General features: G+C 39.8%; 15 protein-coding genes and 1 pseudogene. 5 read left to right on the forward strand and 11 right to left on the reverse strand.

Annotation, left to right across the window (positions count from 1 at the left end; genetic code table 11):
• The first annotated feature begins 25 nt into the window (after positions 1-25).
• Positions 26-1782: pseudogene (locus HCN54_RS17475) on the forward strand (DNA polymerase III subunit gamma/tau).
• Positions 1782-2363, forward strand: a complete 582-nt coding sequence (locus HCN54_RS07945; protein ID WP_167597279.1) for a tRNA-(ms[2]io[6]A)-hydroxylase — start codon at positions 1782-1784, stop codon at positions 2361-2363. Before HCN54_RS17475 ends, HCN54_RS07945 begins: the two are co-directional and overlap by 1 nt.
• An 86-nt stretch (positions 2364-2449) precedes the next feature.
• On the opposite strand, the gene HCN54_RS07950 is transcribed toward HCN54_RS07945, so the two are convergent.
• From HCN54_RS07950 to HCN54_RS08000, 11 genes are all read right to left on the reverse strand, one after another.
• Entirely contained in the window at positions 2450-3037 is a 588-nt protein-coding gene (locus HCN54_RS07950) for a porin family protein (RefSeq protein WP_072979312.1), read from the reverse strand.
• 71 nt (positions 3038-3108) lie between these two features.
• The gene (locus HCN54_RS07955; RefSeq protein WP_072979314.1) at positions 3109-4008 is read right to left on the reverse strand and encodes a Ppx/GppA phosphatase family protein; all 900 of its coding nucleotides are present in this window, start codon (positions 4006-4008) and stop codon (positions 3109-3111) included.
• 3 nt (positions 4009-4011) lie between these two features.
• Positions 4012-6096 (reverse strand): polyphosphate kinase 1, encoded by a 2085-nt coding sequence (gene ppk1, locus HCN54_RS07960; RefSeq protein ID WP_167597280.1) that lies wholly within the window; start codon positions 6094-6096, stop codon positions 4012-4014.
• A complete protein-coding gene (locus HCN54_RS07965; RefSeq protein ID WP_072979318.1) occupies positions 6097-6582 on the reverse strand; it encodes a SixA phosphatase family protein in 486 nt (161 codons plus the stop codon).
• Positions 6583-6591: 9 nt separating this feature from the next.
• Positions 6592-7236 (reverse strand): pyridoxamine 5'-phosphate oxidase, encoded by a 645-nt coding sequence (gene pdxH / locus HCN54_RS07970; RefSeq protein ID WP_167597281.1) that lies wholly within the window; start codon positions 7234-7236, stop codon positions 6592-6594.
• Positions 7237-7343: 107 nt separating this feature from the next.
• Positions 7344-8264, reverse strand: a complete 921-nt coding sequence (locus HCN54_RS07975; RefSeq protein ID WP_167597282.1) for a ribonuclease Z — start codon at positions 8262-8264, stop codon at positions 7344-7346.
• A 62-nt stretch (positions 8265-8326) separates the two neighbouring features.
• Positions 8327-8662 carry a ribonuclease Z gene (locus tag HCN54_RS07980; RefSeq protein WP_167597283.1) on the reverse strand — a complete coding sequence of 112 codons (336 nt, stop codon included), beginning with the start codon at positions 8660-8662 and terminating at the stop codon, positions 8327-8329.
• Positions 8659-9591 (reverse strand): aspartate carbamoyltransferase catalytic subunit, encoded by a 933-nt coding sequence (locus HCN54_RS07985; protein WP_167597284.1) that lies wholly within the window; start codon positions 9589-9591, stop codon positions 8659-8661. The genes HCN54_RS07980 and HCN54_RS07985 overlap by 4 nt, the downstream gene beginning before the upstream one ends.
• Positions 9592-9606: 15 nt before the next feature.
• A complete protein-coding gene (pyrR, locus tag HCN54_RS07990) occupies positions 9607-10146 on the reverse strand; it encodes a bifunctional pyr operon transcriptional regulator/uracil phosphoribosyltransferase PyrR (RefSeq protein ID WP_167597285.1) in 540 nt (179 codons plus the stop codon).
• Between the two features lie 84 nt (positions 10147-10230).
• Positions 10231-10368: a hypothetical protein gene (locus HCN54_RS07995; RefSeq protein WP_167597286.1), complete on the reverse strand. Its 138-nt coding sequence runs from the start codon at positions 10366-10368 to the stop codon at positions 10231-10233.
• On the reverse strand, positions 10368-11165 hold the full coding sequence (locus HCN54_RS08000; protein ID WP_167597287.1) for a DUF4294 domain-containing protein: 798 nt from the start codon (positions 11163-11165) through the stop codon (positions 10368-10370). Before HCN54_RS08000 ends, HCN54_RS07995 begins: the two co-directional genes overlap by 1 nt.
• A 1-nt stretch (position 11166) precedes the next feature.
• Here HCN54_RS08000 and HCN54_RS08005 point away from each other — a divergent pair, with 1 nt between their 5' ends.
• The 3 genes from HCN54_RS08005 (at position 11167) to uvrA (ending at position 16475) form a co-directional block, all read left to right on the forward strand.
• Positions 11167-12255, forward strand: coding sequence for a M42 family metallopeptidase (locus HCN54_RS08005; protein WP_167598860.1), 1089 nt, complete (start codon positions 11167-11169; stop codon positions 12253-12255).
• 194 nt (positions 12256-12449) lie between these two features.
• A complete protein-coding gene (locus tag HCN54_RS08010) occupies positions 12450-13526 on the forward strand; it encodes a DNA topoisomerase IB (RefSeq protein ID WP_167597288.1) in 1077 nt (358 codons plus the stop codon).
• Between the two features lie 117 nt (positions 13527-13643).
• Positions 13644-16475: an excinuclease ABC subunit UvrA gene (gene uvrA / locus HCN54_RS08015; RefSeq protein WP_072979331.1), complete on the forward strand. Its 2832-nt coding sequence runs from the start codon at positions 13644-13646 to the stop codon at positions 16473-16475.
• The last annotated feature ends 28 nt before the right edge of the window (positions 16476-16503 follow it).

Here is a 16503-nt window from a genome sequence, read left to right on the forward strand (position 1 = left end):
TCTTAATCATCACCAGATTTCTGCATTGGAACAGTTTATAGTATCAGCCCGAAAATACAGACCTGCCACGTTTAAAGACGTTGTAGGCCAGCAGGCCATTACCAATACTTTAGAGAATGCCATTGCAAATAACCATCTGGCTCAAGCCCTACTTTTTACCGGTCCGCGTGGTGTAGGTAAAACTACCTGTGCACGTATACTTGCAAAAAAGATCAATCAAGAAGCTGATGAAGTTGTAGATGAAAATGAAGATTATGCATTTAATATTTTTGAATTGGATGCCGCTTCAAACAACTCTGTTGATGATATTAGAAACCTCATAGATCAAGTGCGTATTGCACCGCAAGTGGGTAATTATAAAGTCTATATCATTGATGAGGTACACATGTTATCTTCGGCGGCTTTTAATGCCTTTTTAAAAACGCTGGAAGAACCACCGAAACACGCTATTTTCATTCTTGCAACCACTGAAAAACATAAAATATTACCAACTATTCTATCTCGCTGTCAAATTTTTGACTTCAAAAGAATTACGGTAAAAGACATACGCGAGCACCTTGTTGATATCGCTAAGCAAGAAGGTATAACCGCTGATGAAGAAGCACTTCACATCATTGCACAAAAGGCAGACGGTGCTTTGCGTGATGCCTTGTCTACCTTTGATCGGGTGGTGAGTTTTTCTGGAGAAAATCTTACCCGCGCTGCCGTAACCGAAAACTTAAATGTTCTTGATTACGACACCTATTTTGAAACTACCGATCTCATTTTAGAAAATAATATCCCCCAACTACTGCTAAGTTTTAATGATATTTTAGCTCGCGGATTTGACGGCCACCACTACATCGCAGGTCTAGCATCGCATTATCGCGATCTTATGGTTTGTAAACAACCCGCGACCATTGCTCTTTTAGAAGTGGGCGATCAGACTAAAAAGAAGTACCACGAGCAAGCGCAAAAAACAAGCTTCAACTTTTTAATGCAAGCCTTAGAGCTCGCCAATGAATGCGATCTAAAATACAGAACTAGTCGCAATCCTCGCCTGTTAGTTGAATTATGCTTGATGCAAATGGCCTCTATCACTTTTGATGGAGAAAAAAAAAAGCCCGTAATTTCATAATTCCGGCTTCGTATTTCAAAAGTCAGCCTGAAAAAGCACCTAAAAATGTATCAGTAGAATCGAAACCGGTTTCTACTCCTGTTCAAAACAAAGAGCAGACAGCGGAAAAGATAGGTGAACCTGCTAAGCCAATACCAAATCAAGCGGCTGAACCAGAAATCACCCAAGAACAACCACGCGTAAAGCCCGATTTGATCAATCAAAGTCAGCGCGTTTCAGGACTTTCTTTAAAAGGTTTACGCCGCAAAAAAGAAATTCTTGAGCGACAAACTGAAAAAGAAGTTGATGTAAGCAAACTGCCGCGAGAGCCTTTCACCGAAATCGCAATGCAAGCCGCCTGGAAAGAATATGTGGCAAAACTTCAGAAAAAAGGTGAAAAAATTCTGGCTTCAAATCTAGAAACTGATACACCAACGTTAAAGGGAACCGCCATTCAGATTGAGTTTCCTAACGATACTATGCGGGTAGAATTAGAACGCGCGCAACACGGACTTTTAGAATTTTTAAAGCGTAAGTTGCAGAATTACGACATCACCATTGATATCACGGTCAATGAGGCCGCAGAGCGTAAATATGCGTACACGACCCGTGAGAAATATGAAAAACTAAAGGATAAAAATCCTGATCTCGACTTACTACGTAAAACTTTTGATCTTGATATCTAATGCTAGGACTTAAATTACCCACAGACCCAAGATGGGTCAATATTGTTGAAATGAATATTGATGATATTCTTACCGATCACGCTTTTTGCGAGCAAAAAGCAACCTCTACGGCGATATCTTTAATTGTTTCTTTTCCGGAATATACTGAGCTGGTGCAAGAAATGATTGCTTTGGTTAAAGAAGAAATCAGCCATTTTAAGCTCGTTCACGATAAAATAATTGCCAGAGGAAAGACTTTAGGTCAGGATCGAAAGGATGCTTACGTAAATAAATTGCTCAAATTTTTCCCCAAGGGAGGCAGTAGAACGACACAATTGGTACACCGTCTGTTATACGCGGCGCTTATAGAAGCCCGAAGCTGTGAACGATTTAGATTGCTATCACAGGAGCTTGAAGATGAAGAATTACGCACATTTTATCACAACCTAATGGTAAGTGAAGCCAATCATTATACTATGTTTTTAGGCTTTGCTCGTAAATATGGCGATGAAAAAGAAGTCAATAAGAAATGGCAGGATCTTCTAGATTTTGAAGCCGAAATAATGAAAGACCTTAGTAAAGAGGGTACTATTCACGGATAAACTAGCTTCGGCTCAATATACCTATTAAAGGATACTTGCAAAAAAATAGCCGGCTAGTTGCCGGCTATTTTTTTATCTAAGCTTTTTTAAAGTCGATAGGAGGCCATTAAAGCGAAATACTGATTTTTTCCTTCGATGCCTGAATAGCGCTCTTCGATTACATTTCTAAATCCTACAGAATAGCGTGCTTCAATAGATAGAAAATCAAATACCTGAACACCAATACCGCCAATTCCTGAATAATCGAAATTTTTATAAACCTCGTGATTGTCAGAATTCCATACAGCAACGCCTACTTGCGGTCCTAAATGAATATTGAATTTCCCAAAATTCTTTTTGAACAGTAAAGGCAACTGAAGGTAATCAAGTTCAGCACGCTCATCAAATGGACGCATAGGCAAACCATCTTCTCCATTACCAAAGTTATATTCAGGCCCTGTGTTAGGCTTTATACCTTGCCCGGAGTATAAAAATTCCGGTTGAAATTGAAATGCATTTCCCAGCGGAATTTCAGCAAAAACACCAGCTGCAAAACCATAGCGACTACTAGAGTCATCAAAGGCATCTCCACTCAAAGTAGAAACATTCATACCTATTTTAGCACCGTAGCGTACTCCTTGCGCAAAAGAATTAAATGCTGCCAAAAGAAATATTCCGAGTAAAAATTTCTTCATAATTATATTTTTAAATTTATTGAAGTTCAGTAAAGTAGCATAACAATATTACTACTATTTTTAATTGCAACCTAAACCGGCAGCTTTTTATCGTTGTAAAGCGATTTAATGATACCATCAGACAAGCCTATCTTAGGAACATGAATATTCTTAGCTCTACTCCATTTCATTGCAGAAAGATAAATACGGGTCGCCGGGATGATCACATCGGCACGATCCAGATTTAAACCAAGTTCTGTAACTCGTTCCTCATAAGTATAAGATTGTAAAAACTCGTAAAACGTGACCATGTAGAAATACGTCAAGGGTTTGCCGTCCTTTTTACCGCTGAGTTTAAAAATCTTGTTGATATTTCCACCAGAACCTATGAGTTCAATTTTGGTATGTCCGGCAGTGACTTCCTTAATCCAGTTTTCAACTTCGGTCCACGTGTTATGTCCTACTAAACCTTCTAGTAGTCGTACAGTTCCTAGTTTAAATGATCTAGAAGCAACTACCTCTCCTGCGCTATACAATGTAAATTCGGTACTACCACCTCCTACATCAACGTATAAATAAGAGCGGTCAGAAGCTATGAGGGACTTCAAATCGGTATTAGCAATAATCGCTGCCTCGTCGCTTCCATCAATTATAGTGATCTGAACACCTGTTTTTTTCTTTATCGTCTTCACAACCTCGCTTCCGTTTGTGGCTTCGCGCATTGCTGAAGTCGCACAAGCTTTATAGTCTACTACTTTATGCGCCTTCATTAAAAGCTTAAACGCTTCCATAGTATCAATCATGCGCTCGATATTTTCTTCGGAAATTTTCTTTTCCTTAAAAACATCAGCTCCCAACCGAATAGGCACACGCACTAAAGAACTTTTTCTAAAAATAGGATCGCGATCTTCTACCTCTATAACATTTGCTACCAGCAAGCGCACGGCATTAGAGCCAATGTCTATCGCACCGTATTTCTTTAGTTGAATCATAGTTTAAGTAAGTTTATTCAAATAGTAATCGTAAGTCGCAAACTGCGAGCGCAACGGAGCCTCATCATTTTTACGATATGCATTGTCCTGTTTTGCGGTAATCTCTCTGGCTTTCACATTATCATTCCAGCAGATGGTATAAGTATCTATAATTTCCTGCTTGATATCCTCATCATAGATTGGGCAAGTTACTTCTACCCTATTATCGAGATTTCGCGTCATCCAGTCTGACGACGAAATAAACACCTTCTCCTCGCCTTCTTCTCCAAAAATCATTACCCTAGGATGCTCTAGAAATTTATCTACGATGCTTATCAGTTTTATATTCTCACTCATCCCTTCAACTCCCGGGATCAAACAACATACGCCACGAATGATCATATCTATTTTTACCCCGGCATTGCTGGCCGCGTAAAGCTTATCTATGATAGCATAATTAGACATACTGTTAAGCTTCAGTCTAATGTATCCTTTCCCTCCATTTTTGACCTTTTTGATCTCGTTATCGATCAACTTATAAAATGTATTACGCGCATAATGCGGTGAGATCACTAAATGCTGATACGTATTTACGATATAATTGGTATCAAAGAAATTAAAGAGTTTACTCAGGTCTTTAAGTATTTGCTTATTTGCGGTAAATAGCGTGTAATCTGTATAAATGCGTGCGGTCATACCGTTGAAGTTTCCGGTACTTATAAACCCATAACGTTTAAGTCGTGAACCTTCTAAGCGCTCTATAACACACACTTTACTGTGCACTTTAAGCCCCGGAACACCAAAAATAAGCTTTACTCCTTCATCCTGCATTTTATTGGCATAACGCATATTACTCTCCTCATCAAAACGGGCACGCAATTCAATTTGTACGGTTACTTCTTTTCCATTTTTAGCCGCATTGATCAAAGCACTAGCTACATGGCTTAGTTTGGCCAAACGATAAATGGTAATTTTTATGGTTTTTACTTTAGGATCCAGAGCGGCCTCGCGTAAAAACTTGATCACATATGCAAAAGTGTGGTACGGCGTGTATTGCAAAAAGTCTTTTTCTGCGACTTTTTTAAACATACTATCGTTTAAACTGATTCCTTTAATGGGTAGCGGCTTTTGCTTAGCGTAAAGCAAATCTGTACGGCCAAGACTAGGAAAATCCATATAGTCCTTTCGGTTGTGATAACGGCCACCGGGAATGATACTGTCTGTATTTTCAATCCCTAATTTATTCAATAGAAAAGCTAGTGTATCGTCTCCGATAGTCTGATCGTGTACAAAGCGCACAGGCTCGGCATCTTCCCTACCTTTTACACTTTTAGATAACTTTTCAATAAAACTTTTCCCCAGATCAGATTCAAGATCAAGCTCAGCATCACGCGTGATCTTAATCATATGTGCCGAAATCTCATCGTACTCAAATATGCTGAAAACCGATTCTAAATTATACCGAATCAAATCATCAAGGATCATAATATAATCGTTGCCATCAACCTGCGGAAGCACCACAAAGCGATCAAGCTCACTAGGAATTTCAACCAAAGCATAAATAGGTTTTTTACTGCCCTTTTTCTTCATTGTGATCGTCAGATACGCCTCAAGATCCTGAATACGCGGAAGCTCCAGATCATCGCTTAAAACAATGGTAACCAAAGCCGGACTTACTTTTTCGGTAAAAAAAGATTTAATGTACTCGCTATGCTCAGGAAAATGAACCTCATTTTCTTTGATCACGTAAATTCCCTCTTCTTTTAAACGCTGAAGAATGTCATCAATAATATTTAAACTTTCTTCCTGCTGTTGAATTACGATGCGCGTAATTTTCTCAAGAAGTTCATCTGCTGCATAAACGCCTAAAGCCTTACGGCCTTTTTTACCCGCTTCTACAATACGTTTTACCGTGGCATAACGCACTTTAAAAAACTCATCTAGATTATTAGAGAAAATCCCTACAAACCTTAAACGCTCAATCAACGGAACCGTTTCATCAGCAGCCTCTTGCAAGACTCTAGCATTAAATTGCAGCCAGCTGATTTCTCTATTAATATAACGCGTTTCATCTGCTTCTAAAGTGGCCATATTTATTCGGTTATCCATTTATTTAATTTGCTTCGGTTTGATGTAAAGCTTGGTTTCGCCAAGATCTATTTCACTCCAGTGCTTCACATTAAAGGTAATTTCTGTAAATGCTGCAGTAGCTACATTATCTATTGGTTTATTTCCGTATTGATTTACCCAATAAGTCAGTGCATTATTGTGTCCAAATACCATCAAACGGTCAATCTCATCATCACAAGATCGTATAAAACTATCTAGACCCGTCCCATTAAAATCATACAATTGGTGCGAAAGCTCTAACCGCTCTTCCGGGATTCCTAATTCTTTCAAATACAATAAAGCTGTGGTTTTTGCACGAACAGCATCACTGCTCACTATGCGCTGTGGTAATGTAATTTTTTCACGAATATAGGCTCCCATTTTAGGAGCGTCTGAAAGGCCACGCTCGTTTAAGGGCCGCTCGTGATCATCAAGATCAAACTCCCACGATGACTTGGCGTGACGTACTAGATATAATGTTTTCATACTGTAAATTTAAGGGGCAAGGCGTTCTAATTTCCAGTGAACACCGCCCGGAGTATAGCGCAACCTATCGTGAAGACGGTTGGGTCTACCTTGCCAAAATTCAAATTCGGTAGGCACCACGAGATACCCACCCCAATGTGGTGGTTTAGGTATTTCGGTTGCGGCATATTTTTTTTCTAGGTCTGCAAGACGCTTCTCTAAAAATTCGCGATCAGGAATCACCTCACTTTGCGGTGACGTCCAAGCACCTAACTGACTTCCTGCAGGTCTGCTGTGAAAATAAGCTGTAGAAGTCGCTTCTGACACTTTTTCGGCACGACCTTTAATTATAACTTGTCGTTCCATATGGGGCCAGAAAAATGAAATACAGAGATTGGGATTTTGAGCGATCGCCTGGCCTTTTTCACTTTCATAATTGGTAAAAAAAACAAAGCCATTTTCATCGTAGCTTTTTAATAAAACCACACGACTTTTAGGATAACCATCAAGACCAATTGTAGATACCGTCATCGCGTTTACTTCGCTTTCTCCCGCTACGGCTTCGGTCTCTTGAAACCACTTTTTAAACTGCTCAAACGGATTGTTTTCGCTTTGCGAAATCGTTAATTCACTTTTTTCGTAAGACTTTCTATAATCGCTTAAATCTTCTGCCATTTTCTTATTTTGAAGCAAGGTACATCAATGTGCTATAAAGGTAAAAAGCACAAACGTATCTTTTACCAAAATTTAAAATTAAATAAGAAAAGAAATCAATTTAAATCCTAGACCGGCAGTTCGTCAAAATCAAAAACTTTACCATCATCAGCGGTAAGCACATTCTCAAAAACTGCTTTGGCCTCGTTAGCAAACAAGGTCAGATCAGGATAGCGGGTACTGTAATGTCCTAAGATTAAATAGTGAGCATTTGCGCCTTTTGCCATAAGACCGGCTTCACGCGCGGTAGAATGCCCGGTAGGATTCGCCAACTTGGCGTGAGCTTCTAAAAAAGTAGACTCGTGATACAAAAAGGTCACATTTTTTAACTGCGGAAGGTTGTCTGGCTTATAAATCGTATCACTACAAAACGCGTAACTGCGCGGTGGATCAGGATCAAAAGTAAGCTCCTTGTTCGGTATAACTGTACCGTCATCGAGTATCGCATCTCCCCCGGCTTTGATCTTTCGGTAATACACCACATCGATCTCGTGCTGTAAACAGGCATTCATATTGAGTTTACGCTCTCCCGGTTTTTCTTTGAATAGAAACCCGTTAGCGTAAATGCGATGCTTTAACGGAATGGTTTCTACGGAAACTTTTTCGTCCTCAAATATGAGCTGCGGCTCTTTGCTTTCTAACTCGTGAAAATATAGCGGATAATTGGTCCAGGAATTAGAAAGTTTCAACTGAAGCGTTATCGCTTGTTTGATTCCTTTAGGACCATACACGTGCAGTTCTTTTTCTCTATTGAGTAATCTAAACGTAGAAATAAGTCCAACTAATCCGAAGAAATGATCCCCGTGCAAATGCGAGATAAAGATGTGCTTAATCTTTGAAAACTTAACCTTATTGCGGCGTAATTCTACTTGGGTGCCCTCACCACAATCAATTAAAAACAAGTGGTTTTTAATTTGTAATACTTGTGAAGTAGGATTAGTAAAACTACGAGGTGTTGCTGCGTAACAGCCTAAAATGGTAAGCTTCATTAATAAGGAACGATTAATATGCGTAAGTTACTGCATAAAAATCTATTTAAAGAATGTAGTATTTAAAACCCTAGATCACGCTGTATTTCTTCAAGATCGATCACATCTTTAGCCTCATCCAGTGTAGGCACCACCATAAGTTCTTCAGGCACGTGATCAATATGAACCGCCTTATTTACCAGAACAAAAGACTTTTGCGCGGCGCGCTGCGCATTAGAAAGCGGTAAAAAGTACAAAAGCTCTTCCAATGTAAGGGTTTCATATTTTAAAAGGTCGATTACCAAGTTCTTTTCAGCGTGCGCTTTGGGGACTATAAAATCAAGAAAAGAAGCAAAACTTTTTACTCCGTTTTCCTCATCGGCAAGAATGGTATAAGAATCTTTTTCGGTTATGATCATTGCTGTTTGATTTTTGAAGCCAGCAAATATATCACTGCCATTCTAATTGCGACACCATTTTCGACCTGATTTAATATGATAGATTGGCCGCTGTCTGCCACATCACTGGTAATTTCTACCCCACGATTAATAGGCCCAGGGTGCATCACGACAATTTCTTTATCAAGCGAATCGAGCAATTCTTTATCCAAACCGTATTGTTGCGTATACTCCCGAGTAGATGGAAAATAGCTGATATCCATACGCTCATTTTGAACGCGCAACATATTGGCTACATCACACCACTCTAATGCTTTTCTGAGGTTAAGTTCAACCTCAACACCAAGCGATTCAATATGTTTTGGCATTAAAGTTTTGGGTCCACAGACTTTAACTTCAGCTCCCAAATGTTTCAGCGCATATATATTAGAAAGCGCCACACGACTGTGGAGAATATCTCCTACGATCACGACTTTCTTTCCGGCGACTTCTCCTAACTTTTTAGTAATAGAATAACTATCAAGTAAGGCTTGCGTAGGATGCTCATGCGCTCCATCGCCCGCATTTACGATGCTCGCTTTAATATTTTTAGAAAGAAAAACACCCGCTCCCGGATTAGGATGACGCATCACCACCATATCTACTTTCATAGACAAGATGTTGTTTACAGTGTCTATTAACGTTTCTCCTTTTTTAACCGAAGAAGCACCTGCCGAAAAATTGATCACATCTGCGCTCAGCCGTTTTTCCGCCAGTTCAAAAGAAAGTTTAGTACGTGTAGAATTCTCAAAGAAAAGATTGGCAATGGTAATATCTCGTAACGAAGGAACTTTCTTAATCGGCCTATTGATTACTTCTTTAAAATGATCTGCCGTTTCAAAAATGAGGTCAATATCTGCTTTTGTGATATACTTGATCCCCAATAAGTGGTTTACACTTAACTCGCTCATTCTGTTACTTTATAATTACTTATTTACAAGATATACAACATCTTCTCCCCCGTTTTCGACCCATTTTACCAAAACCTTTTCTTCATTGATCGCATCTACCTGACGCCCACGATAATTAGGCTGAATGGGCAAATGCCTGCTGAAACGACGATCAATTAAAGTAAAAAGCTCTACGTTTTTTGGCCGGCCAAAACTCTGTACTGCCGTTAACGCAGCATTAATGCTACGGCCGGTGTACAACACATCATCAATAAATACGACGTTTTTATCTTCGACTACAAAATTGATCTTAGTTTTATTAGCTTCCAGCGGTTTATCGCTACGTCTAAAATCATCTCTAAAAAAAGTGATATCTAAATAGCCCAGTTTAATTTCAGGGATTTGATAATCGGCTTCCAGAAGTTTTTTAATTCGCTCTGCGACGTAAATTCCGCGGGGTTGAATCCCTATAAGAACAGTATCTTTAAAATCTTTATGATTTTCTATAAGTTGACAAGCCAGTCGATTTAAAATGATGTTTATTTCTTTTGCATTAAGCAAGACTTTCTGGCTCATAATGGGAGAACTACTATTTTGGGAAACAAAGGTATTTATTTTTTTTGAACGAGGCTTTTCAACCTGCTGCCAAATACAAACAATTTAGTCTTTCTTTTTTCCAAACCAATTGAAGCCAAACGGTATCGCAAAAAACAGGAAAAAGTATTTACCGGTGACCAAACCTATAAGTGTAATTAAAGCGGCAATGATGTAAATCCAGTTGGTTTTTGAGATTTTCACTACTTGATCCCTTTTGATGGTTTCCGCCATTTATTTTCTAACTCCAAAAAGTTGACATCAATCGCAGGATCTTGCGGTTCTAAAACCTTAGCCTGAAAAGAACGCTGCAAAATATCTTCGATCAAATAATCTTCTTGCACATCAGCAGGGTCGTAAATTTCTTTTAGCGAAATATCAAAAAAGCTTGCGGTAGTATTCAGTAAAAAAGCCTTTAATCCGCTTCGGTAATTTTTGATAAGGTCAAAAGTCGTTTGACCGGTTTGACGGTACATCAGTTTTACAAGAATTTGACCTTCGGTACGAGTAAGTTTCTTCAGCTCTTCTTTAAACTCATCTTCTACATACCGCTGAATGATCTTCGTATAACGCTTGCGATCCCGTTTTGTTTTCATAGAATCCAGACGCTCGTTGAGTTCTACGAGTCGCTCACCTGCCAGTTTTGCATAAGGCCAGACTTTTCTTGTTTTCCGTCTTAAAATAAGATACCTACGTCTAGCCGTATTGTCATCAAACTTGAGCCTTCCTAAAACCACAACATCATCAAGAAAAATAGCTGATCGCGCAATACTATCGCCATCTACGAGGTAATACTCGGTAGCGGTAGTATCAGGTTCCTGCTCTGTAGTTTCAGTAGTCTGAGCTAAGAGGTTTCCACAAAAAAACAGAAAAAATATGTAGCTGCAATTCTTCAAATTCTTGTTTAAATGATGTTGTGCTAAAACTGTTCCAAAAGTACATAATCGCCAAGATTGCTTTATGCTTTTGGCATGAATATTCTTACTTTCGTACAAAATCATAATTATGTCAAAAAGCATTTTAAATAAGAAATCACTCGACTTTTTAGAGTCATACCTCAATAATGCCGCTCCTACCGGTTATGAGTGGGAAGGGCAAAAAATCTGGATGGACTACCTAAAACCCTTTGTAGACACGTTCATAACTGATAACTACGGAACCGCGGTAGGAGTCATCAACCCTGATGCTAAATACAAAGTGGTTATTGAAGGCCATGCTGACGAAATCTCGTGGTATGTAAATTACATCACAGATGACGGTCTTATTTACGTAATACGTAACGGTGGAAGCGATCATCAAATTGCCCCTTCTAAATTGGTAAATATTCACACCAAAAAAGGTATTGTTAAGGGAGTTTTTGGCTGGCCAGCGATTCATACGCGTGATAAAAGCAACGAGAAAGCTCCAAGTTTAGATAATATTTTTATCGATACTGGTTGTAAAACCAAAGAAGAAGTAGAAAAACTTGGTGTGCACGTGGGTTGCGTGATCACGTATCCGGATACATTTACCGTACTTAACGAAAACAAGTTTGTATGTCGCGCTCTTGATAACAGAATGGGCGGATTTATGATTGCTGAAGTGGCGCGTCTACTTAAAGAGAACAAGAATAAATTAGATTTTGGATTGTACATCGTGAACTCGGTTCAAGAGGAAATCGGACTTCGCGGCGCGGAAATGATCACGCACACAATTCAACCTAATGTGGCGATCGTTACCGATGTAACGCACGACACCACCACCCCAATGATCGAAAAGAAAACCAATGGTCACGCGGCAATAGGCGACGGACCGGTAATTTCTTACGCTCCTGCAATTCAGCAAAAACTAAGAGATTTGATCATTGATACTGCCGAAGAAAAGAACATTCCTTTTCAGCGTGCTGCAAGCAGTCGCGCTACCGGGACTGACACCGATGCATTCGCTTACAGTAACGGCGGTGTACCTTCGGCATTGATCAGTTTACCGTTACGCTATATGCATACCACTGTAGAAATGGTGCATCGTGATGACGTAGAGAATGTGATCAAAATGATTTACGAGAGTGTATTAAAAATAAAAGACGGTCAGAGCTTTAGTTATTTTGACTAAATTTAAGTGCTTTACTAGCCATCATAAGGAATGTCCGGATTGACCAAAAGTCACCGGACATTTTTTATTGAATCCCTTTTCTACTGAAGCTTTCATTTTTTCTGAAAGTACTTTCACAAATAATTAGAAATCTGCGATCTAATATTATTATTTCGTTAGCAAGCTTACGCTCAAATTGGGATTAAATTTGAGTTATGACCATTACTGAAGAAAAACTCGAGAATATTCTATCTAGCCCGGAAGAAGCTGCGCGCATTGCCGACCTTATTTATGTTACTGATGAACACCTTACCATTTGTCGTAAAAAGCACGGTAAAGGATTTACTTATTGCAAGAATAATAAGACGATAAAATCAAAGCAATTGCTTAAGCGCATAAAAGAATTAGTCATCCCGCCGGCTTGGCAAGATGTGTTGATCGCTGAGCCCGCTAATGGTCATTTACAAGCAGTGGGTCGCGATGAAAAAGATCGCAAAGTTTATCTCTATCACGAAACGTGGAATAAACTCAGAAATGAAACAAAATTTTTAAAACTCGCTGCATTTGCTAATGTTTTACCGCAAATACGCAAACAGGTAGATCAAGATCTTGATGCTCCAGAGATGACCAAACGCAAAGTTTTAGCCTTGGTAGTTCGGTTGATGGAAGAAACACATATACGTGTAGGCAATGATTGCTATGCCAAGCGGAATAAAACCTATGGGCTATCTACGTTACGCACCCGTCACGTAAAAACTACAGAAAGTGATATTCGGTTTCAATTTGTTGGAAAAAAAGGTAAGGAGCACGACATTGCCATTACAGATGAAAAACTCATTGATCTAGTCAACCAATGTGAAGAAATTCCTGGTTGGGAACTGTTTCAATTCTATGATTCAGACGGAAGCAAAGATCACGTAGACAGTACAATGATCAATGAATACATTCACGAATTAAGTGGCGATCTGTTTTCAGCAAAAGACTTTAGAACCTGGGCGGCGACTAAAATATTTTTTGAATGCTTACGTGACCTTGGCTATATAGCTGAAGAAAAGCAGAACGCTAAAAATTTACTTACCGCGTATGACGCTGCTGCTGATGGTCTGGGTAATACTCGTACGGTGTGTCGCAATTACTACGTACATCCCGTAATTCCAGAAGCCTATGCAGACGGATCTATCGTACCGTATTTTGAAAAAGTTGACAGCATAAAGCCAAAATCTGACTCACACCTCTCCCGCACAGAAACGGTTATCCAAGAAATGCTGGCTAACTACGAGGTCAATATTTAAATACTCATAAGAGTTACGCTAATGCTTGCTAAATAACACTTGCTTAATGTTTAGCAAACCTAGACTTGCTTCTATTTTTCACCCAATTACAGTACCTTTGCACACTTGAAAAAGAAAATGGCAGAATCACAAGAATACATTGAAGTTTATGGCGCGAGAGCACATAACCTTAAAAATATAGACGTTCAAATACCCCGAGAAAAACTGGTCGTAATTACCGGTCTTTCCGGTAGTGGTAAATCCTCTCTTGCATTTGACACCATTTACGCGGAAGGTCAGCGTAGATACATCGAAACGTTTTCGGCATATGCCAGACAATTTTTAGGTGGTTTAGAGCGCCCTGATGTAGATAAAATACAAGGGCTTTCACCGGTGATCGCGATCGAGCAGAAAACCACGAGTAAAAGTCCGCGGTCTACCGTAGGAACCATCACCGAAATTTATGACTTCTTACGCCTGTTGTATGCGCGTGCTAGTGATGCATACAGCTACGAAACCGGCGAGAAAATGGTAAGCTACAGCGACGAGCAGATCAAAGATCTTATTAAAACCGAATACGCCGGCAAACGGGTAAACGTGTTGGCTCCTGTTATCAGAAGTCGTAAAGGGCACTACCGCGAATTATTTGAACAAATCGCAAAACAAGGCTTTGTCAAAGTGCGTGTAGACGGTGAAGTACGCGACATTGAAAAGGGAATGAAGATTGACCGCTACAAAACCCACGATATTGAGATCGTGATCGATCGGTTGAAAATTGAGGAAGGTCAGGACATCGATAAACGCATCCTGGAAACCATCAATACCGCGATGTATCACGGCGAAGATGTGATGATGATTTTGGATCACGATACCAACGAAGCGCGTTATTTCAGCAGAAGCTTAATGTGTCCTACTTCCGGGGTTTCTTATCCTAACCCTGAACCTAATAATTTTTCGTTCAACTCACCCAAAGGCGCTTGTCCTAAATGTAACGGTATTGGTGAGTTACGCGTCGTTAACGAGGATAAAATCATCCCGGATCCTAAATTATCGATTAAAAATGGCGGACTAGCTCCTCACGGAAATCAAAAAAGTAATTGGATTTTTAAGCAACTAGAGATCATTGCGCAGCGTTTCGACTTTAAATTAACCGATCCTATTAAAGATATTCCTAAAGAAGCATTGACTATGATTCTTTACGGCGGAAAGGAAAAGTTCACTGTTGACTCCAAAACACTTGGAGTTAGCCGAAATTATAAAATTGATTTTGAAGGGGTTGCTAATTTTATTGAGAGCACCTATAACAATAATGATTCTGCTTCCCTGAAGCGCTGGGCTAAAGAATATATGGAAAAGGTGGTTTGCCCGGAATGCGAAGGATCACGCCTGCGAAAAGAATCGTTATACTTCCGCGTACGCGAAAAAAATATCGCCGAGCTTGCGCAAATGGATGTGCTAGAACTTGCAGCTTGGTTCAAGGATTTACCCGATAATTTAAGCGACAAACAAACCGCGATCGCCACCGAAATTTTAAAGGAGATCAATGCGAGACTTCAGTTTCTTGTAGATGTTGGTTTGACATACCTCTCCTTAAACCGAAGTTCAAAATCGCTTTCCGGTGGTGAGGCGCAGCGTATTCGCCTTGCAACACAAATAGGTTCGCAATTGGTAGGCGTGCTTTATATTCTTGATGAGCCGAGTATTGGTTTGCATCAGCGAGACAATGAAAAACTCATCAATTCGCTAGAATCCCTACGCGATTTAGGTAATTCAGTTTTGGTTGTAGAGCACGATAAAGATATGATTGAGCGTGCTGACTATGTGATTGATATTGGTCCGTTTGCCGGAAAGCACGGTGGTGAGATCATAAGTGAAGGTACACCAAAACAGCTTGTAAAGCAGCATACACTTACCGCTCAGTATCTCAATGGAGAAAAAGAAATCGCAGTTCCGGCAGAACGCCGCAAGGGCAATGGTAAAAAAATCGTTTTAAAAGGAGCTACAGGCAACAACCTAAAAAAGGTAAATGTTGAGTTTCCGTTAGGCAAAATGATCGTAGTCACCGGAGTTTCAGGAAGTGGAAAATCTACGTTGATCAACGAGACCCTCTACCCTATTATGAATGCGCATTATTTTAACGGTGTTAAAAAACCTGCACCGTATAAGAGCATCAAAGGTCTAGATGAATGCGATAAGGTTATTGATATTAATCAATCGCCTATTGGCCGCACACCACGTTCCAATCCCGCAACGTATACCGGGGTTTTTGGCGAAATTCGCAGTTTGTTTGCGCAAATCCCTGAGGCACAAATTCGTGGTTATAAGCCGGGCCGTTTTAGTTTTAACGTGGCTGGCGGACGCTGTGAAACCTGTAAAGGTGGTGGTTTACGCGTGATAGAAATGAACTTTCTACCGGATGTTTATGTTGAATGTGAAACTTGCCAGGGGAAACGCTTCAATAGAGAAACGCTAGAAATTAGATATAAAGGAAAAAGTATCGCCGATGTTCTTGAGATGACCATTGATGAGGCGGTTCCTTTTTTTGAGCATATTCCTAAAATCTACCGAAAGCTCAAAACCATTCAAGATGTAGGACTAGGTTATATTTCATTAGGGCAGCAATCAACTACGCTTTCAGGTGGTGAGGCCCAGCGTATAAAATTAGCTACAGAGCTTTCTAAACGCGACACCGGAAATACCTTCTACATCCTTGACGAACCTACAACCGGTTTGCATTTTGAAGACGTACGCATCTTGATGGACGTGCTTAACAGACTTACCGATAAAGGAAATACTATGTTGATCATCGAGCATAATCTCGATGTGATCAAGATGGCAGATCATATTATAGACATTGGGTATGAGGGCGGTAGAAATGGCGGCCAACTTGTTGCTAAAGGGACTCCTGAAGAAGTGGCTAAAGATAAAAAGAGCTTTACCGCCAAGTTTCTACGAAATGAATTAAATTAGGCTCTTGCCAAAATTTTACAAAACAAAA

The organism is Leeuwenhoekiella sp. ZYFB001, assembly GCF_011784865.1.
GTDB lineage: Bacteria > Bacteroidota > Bacteroidia > Flavobacteriales > Flavobacteriaceae > Leeuwenhoekiella > Leeuwenhoekiella palythoae.

What these genes read in the sequence shown, in the direction of transcription:
- HCN54_RS08010 (WP_167597288.1), top strand. Translation starts at nt 12,450, where the DNA reads ATGACCATTACTGAAGAAAAACTCGAGAATATTCTATCTAGCCCGGAA.
- HCN54_RS07975 (WP_167597282.1), bottom strand. Translation starts at nt 8,264, where the DNA reads ATGAAGCTTACCATTTTAGGCTGTTACGCAGCAACACCTCGTAGTTTT.
- HCN54_RS07955 (WP_072979314.1), bottom strand. Translation starts at nt 4,008, where the DNA reads ATGATTCAACTAAAGAAATACGGTGCGATAGACATTGGCTCTAATGCC.
- uvrA (WP_072979331.1), top strand. Translation starts at nt 13,644, where the DNA reads ATGGCAGAATCACAAGAATACATTGAAGTTTATGGCGCGAGAGCACAT.
- ppk1 (WP_167597280.1), bottom strand. Translation starts at nt 6,096, where the DNA reads ATGGATAACCGAATAAATATGGCCACTTTAGAAGCAGATGAAACGCGT.
- HCN54_RS07980 (WP_167597283.1), bottom strand. Translation starts at nt 8,662, where the DNA reads ATGATCATAACCGAAAAAGATTCTTATACCATTCTTGCCGATGAGGAA.
- HCN54_RS08000 (WP_167597287.1), bottom strand. Translation starts at nt 11,165, where the DNA reads ATGATTTTGTACGAAAGTAAGAATATTCATGCCAAAAGCATAAAGCAA.
- HCN54_RS07985 (WP_167597284.1), bottom strand. Translation starts at nt 9,591, where the DNA reads ATGAGCGAGTTAAGTGTAAACCACTTATTGGGGATCAAGTATATCACA.
- HCN54_RS07965 (WP_072979318.1), bottom strand. Translation starts at nt 6,582, where the DNA reads ATGAAAACATTATATCTAGTACGTCACGCCAAGTCATCGTGGGAGTTT.
- HCN54_RS07950 (WP_072979312.1), bottom strand. Translation starts at nt 3,037, where the DNA reads ATGAAGAAATTTTTACTCGGAATATTTCTTTTGGCAGCATTTAATTCT.
- pyrR (WP_167597285.1), bottom strand. Translation starts at nt 10,146, where the DNA reads ATGAGCCAGAAAGTCTTGCTTAATGCAAAAGAAATAAACATCATTTTA.
- HCN54_RS07945 (WP_167597279.1), top strand. Translation starts at nt 1,782, where the DNA reads ATGCTAGGACTTAAATTACCCACAGACCCAAGATGGGTCAATATTGTT.
- pdxH (WP_167597281.1), bottom strand. Translation starts at nt 7,236, where the DNA reads ATGGCAGAAGATTTAAGCGATTATAGAAAGTCTTACGAAAAAAGTGAA.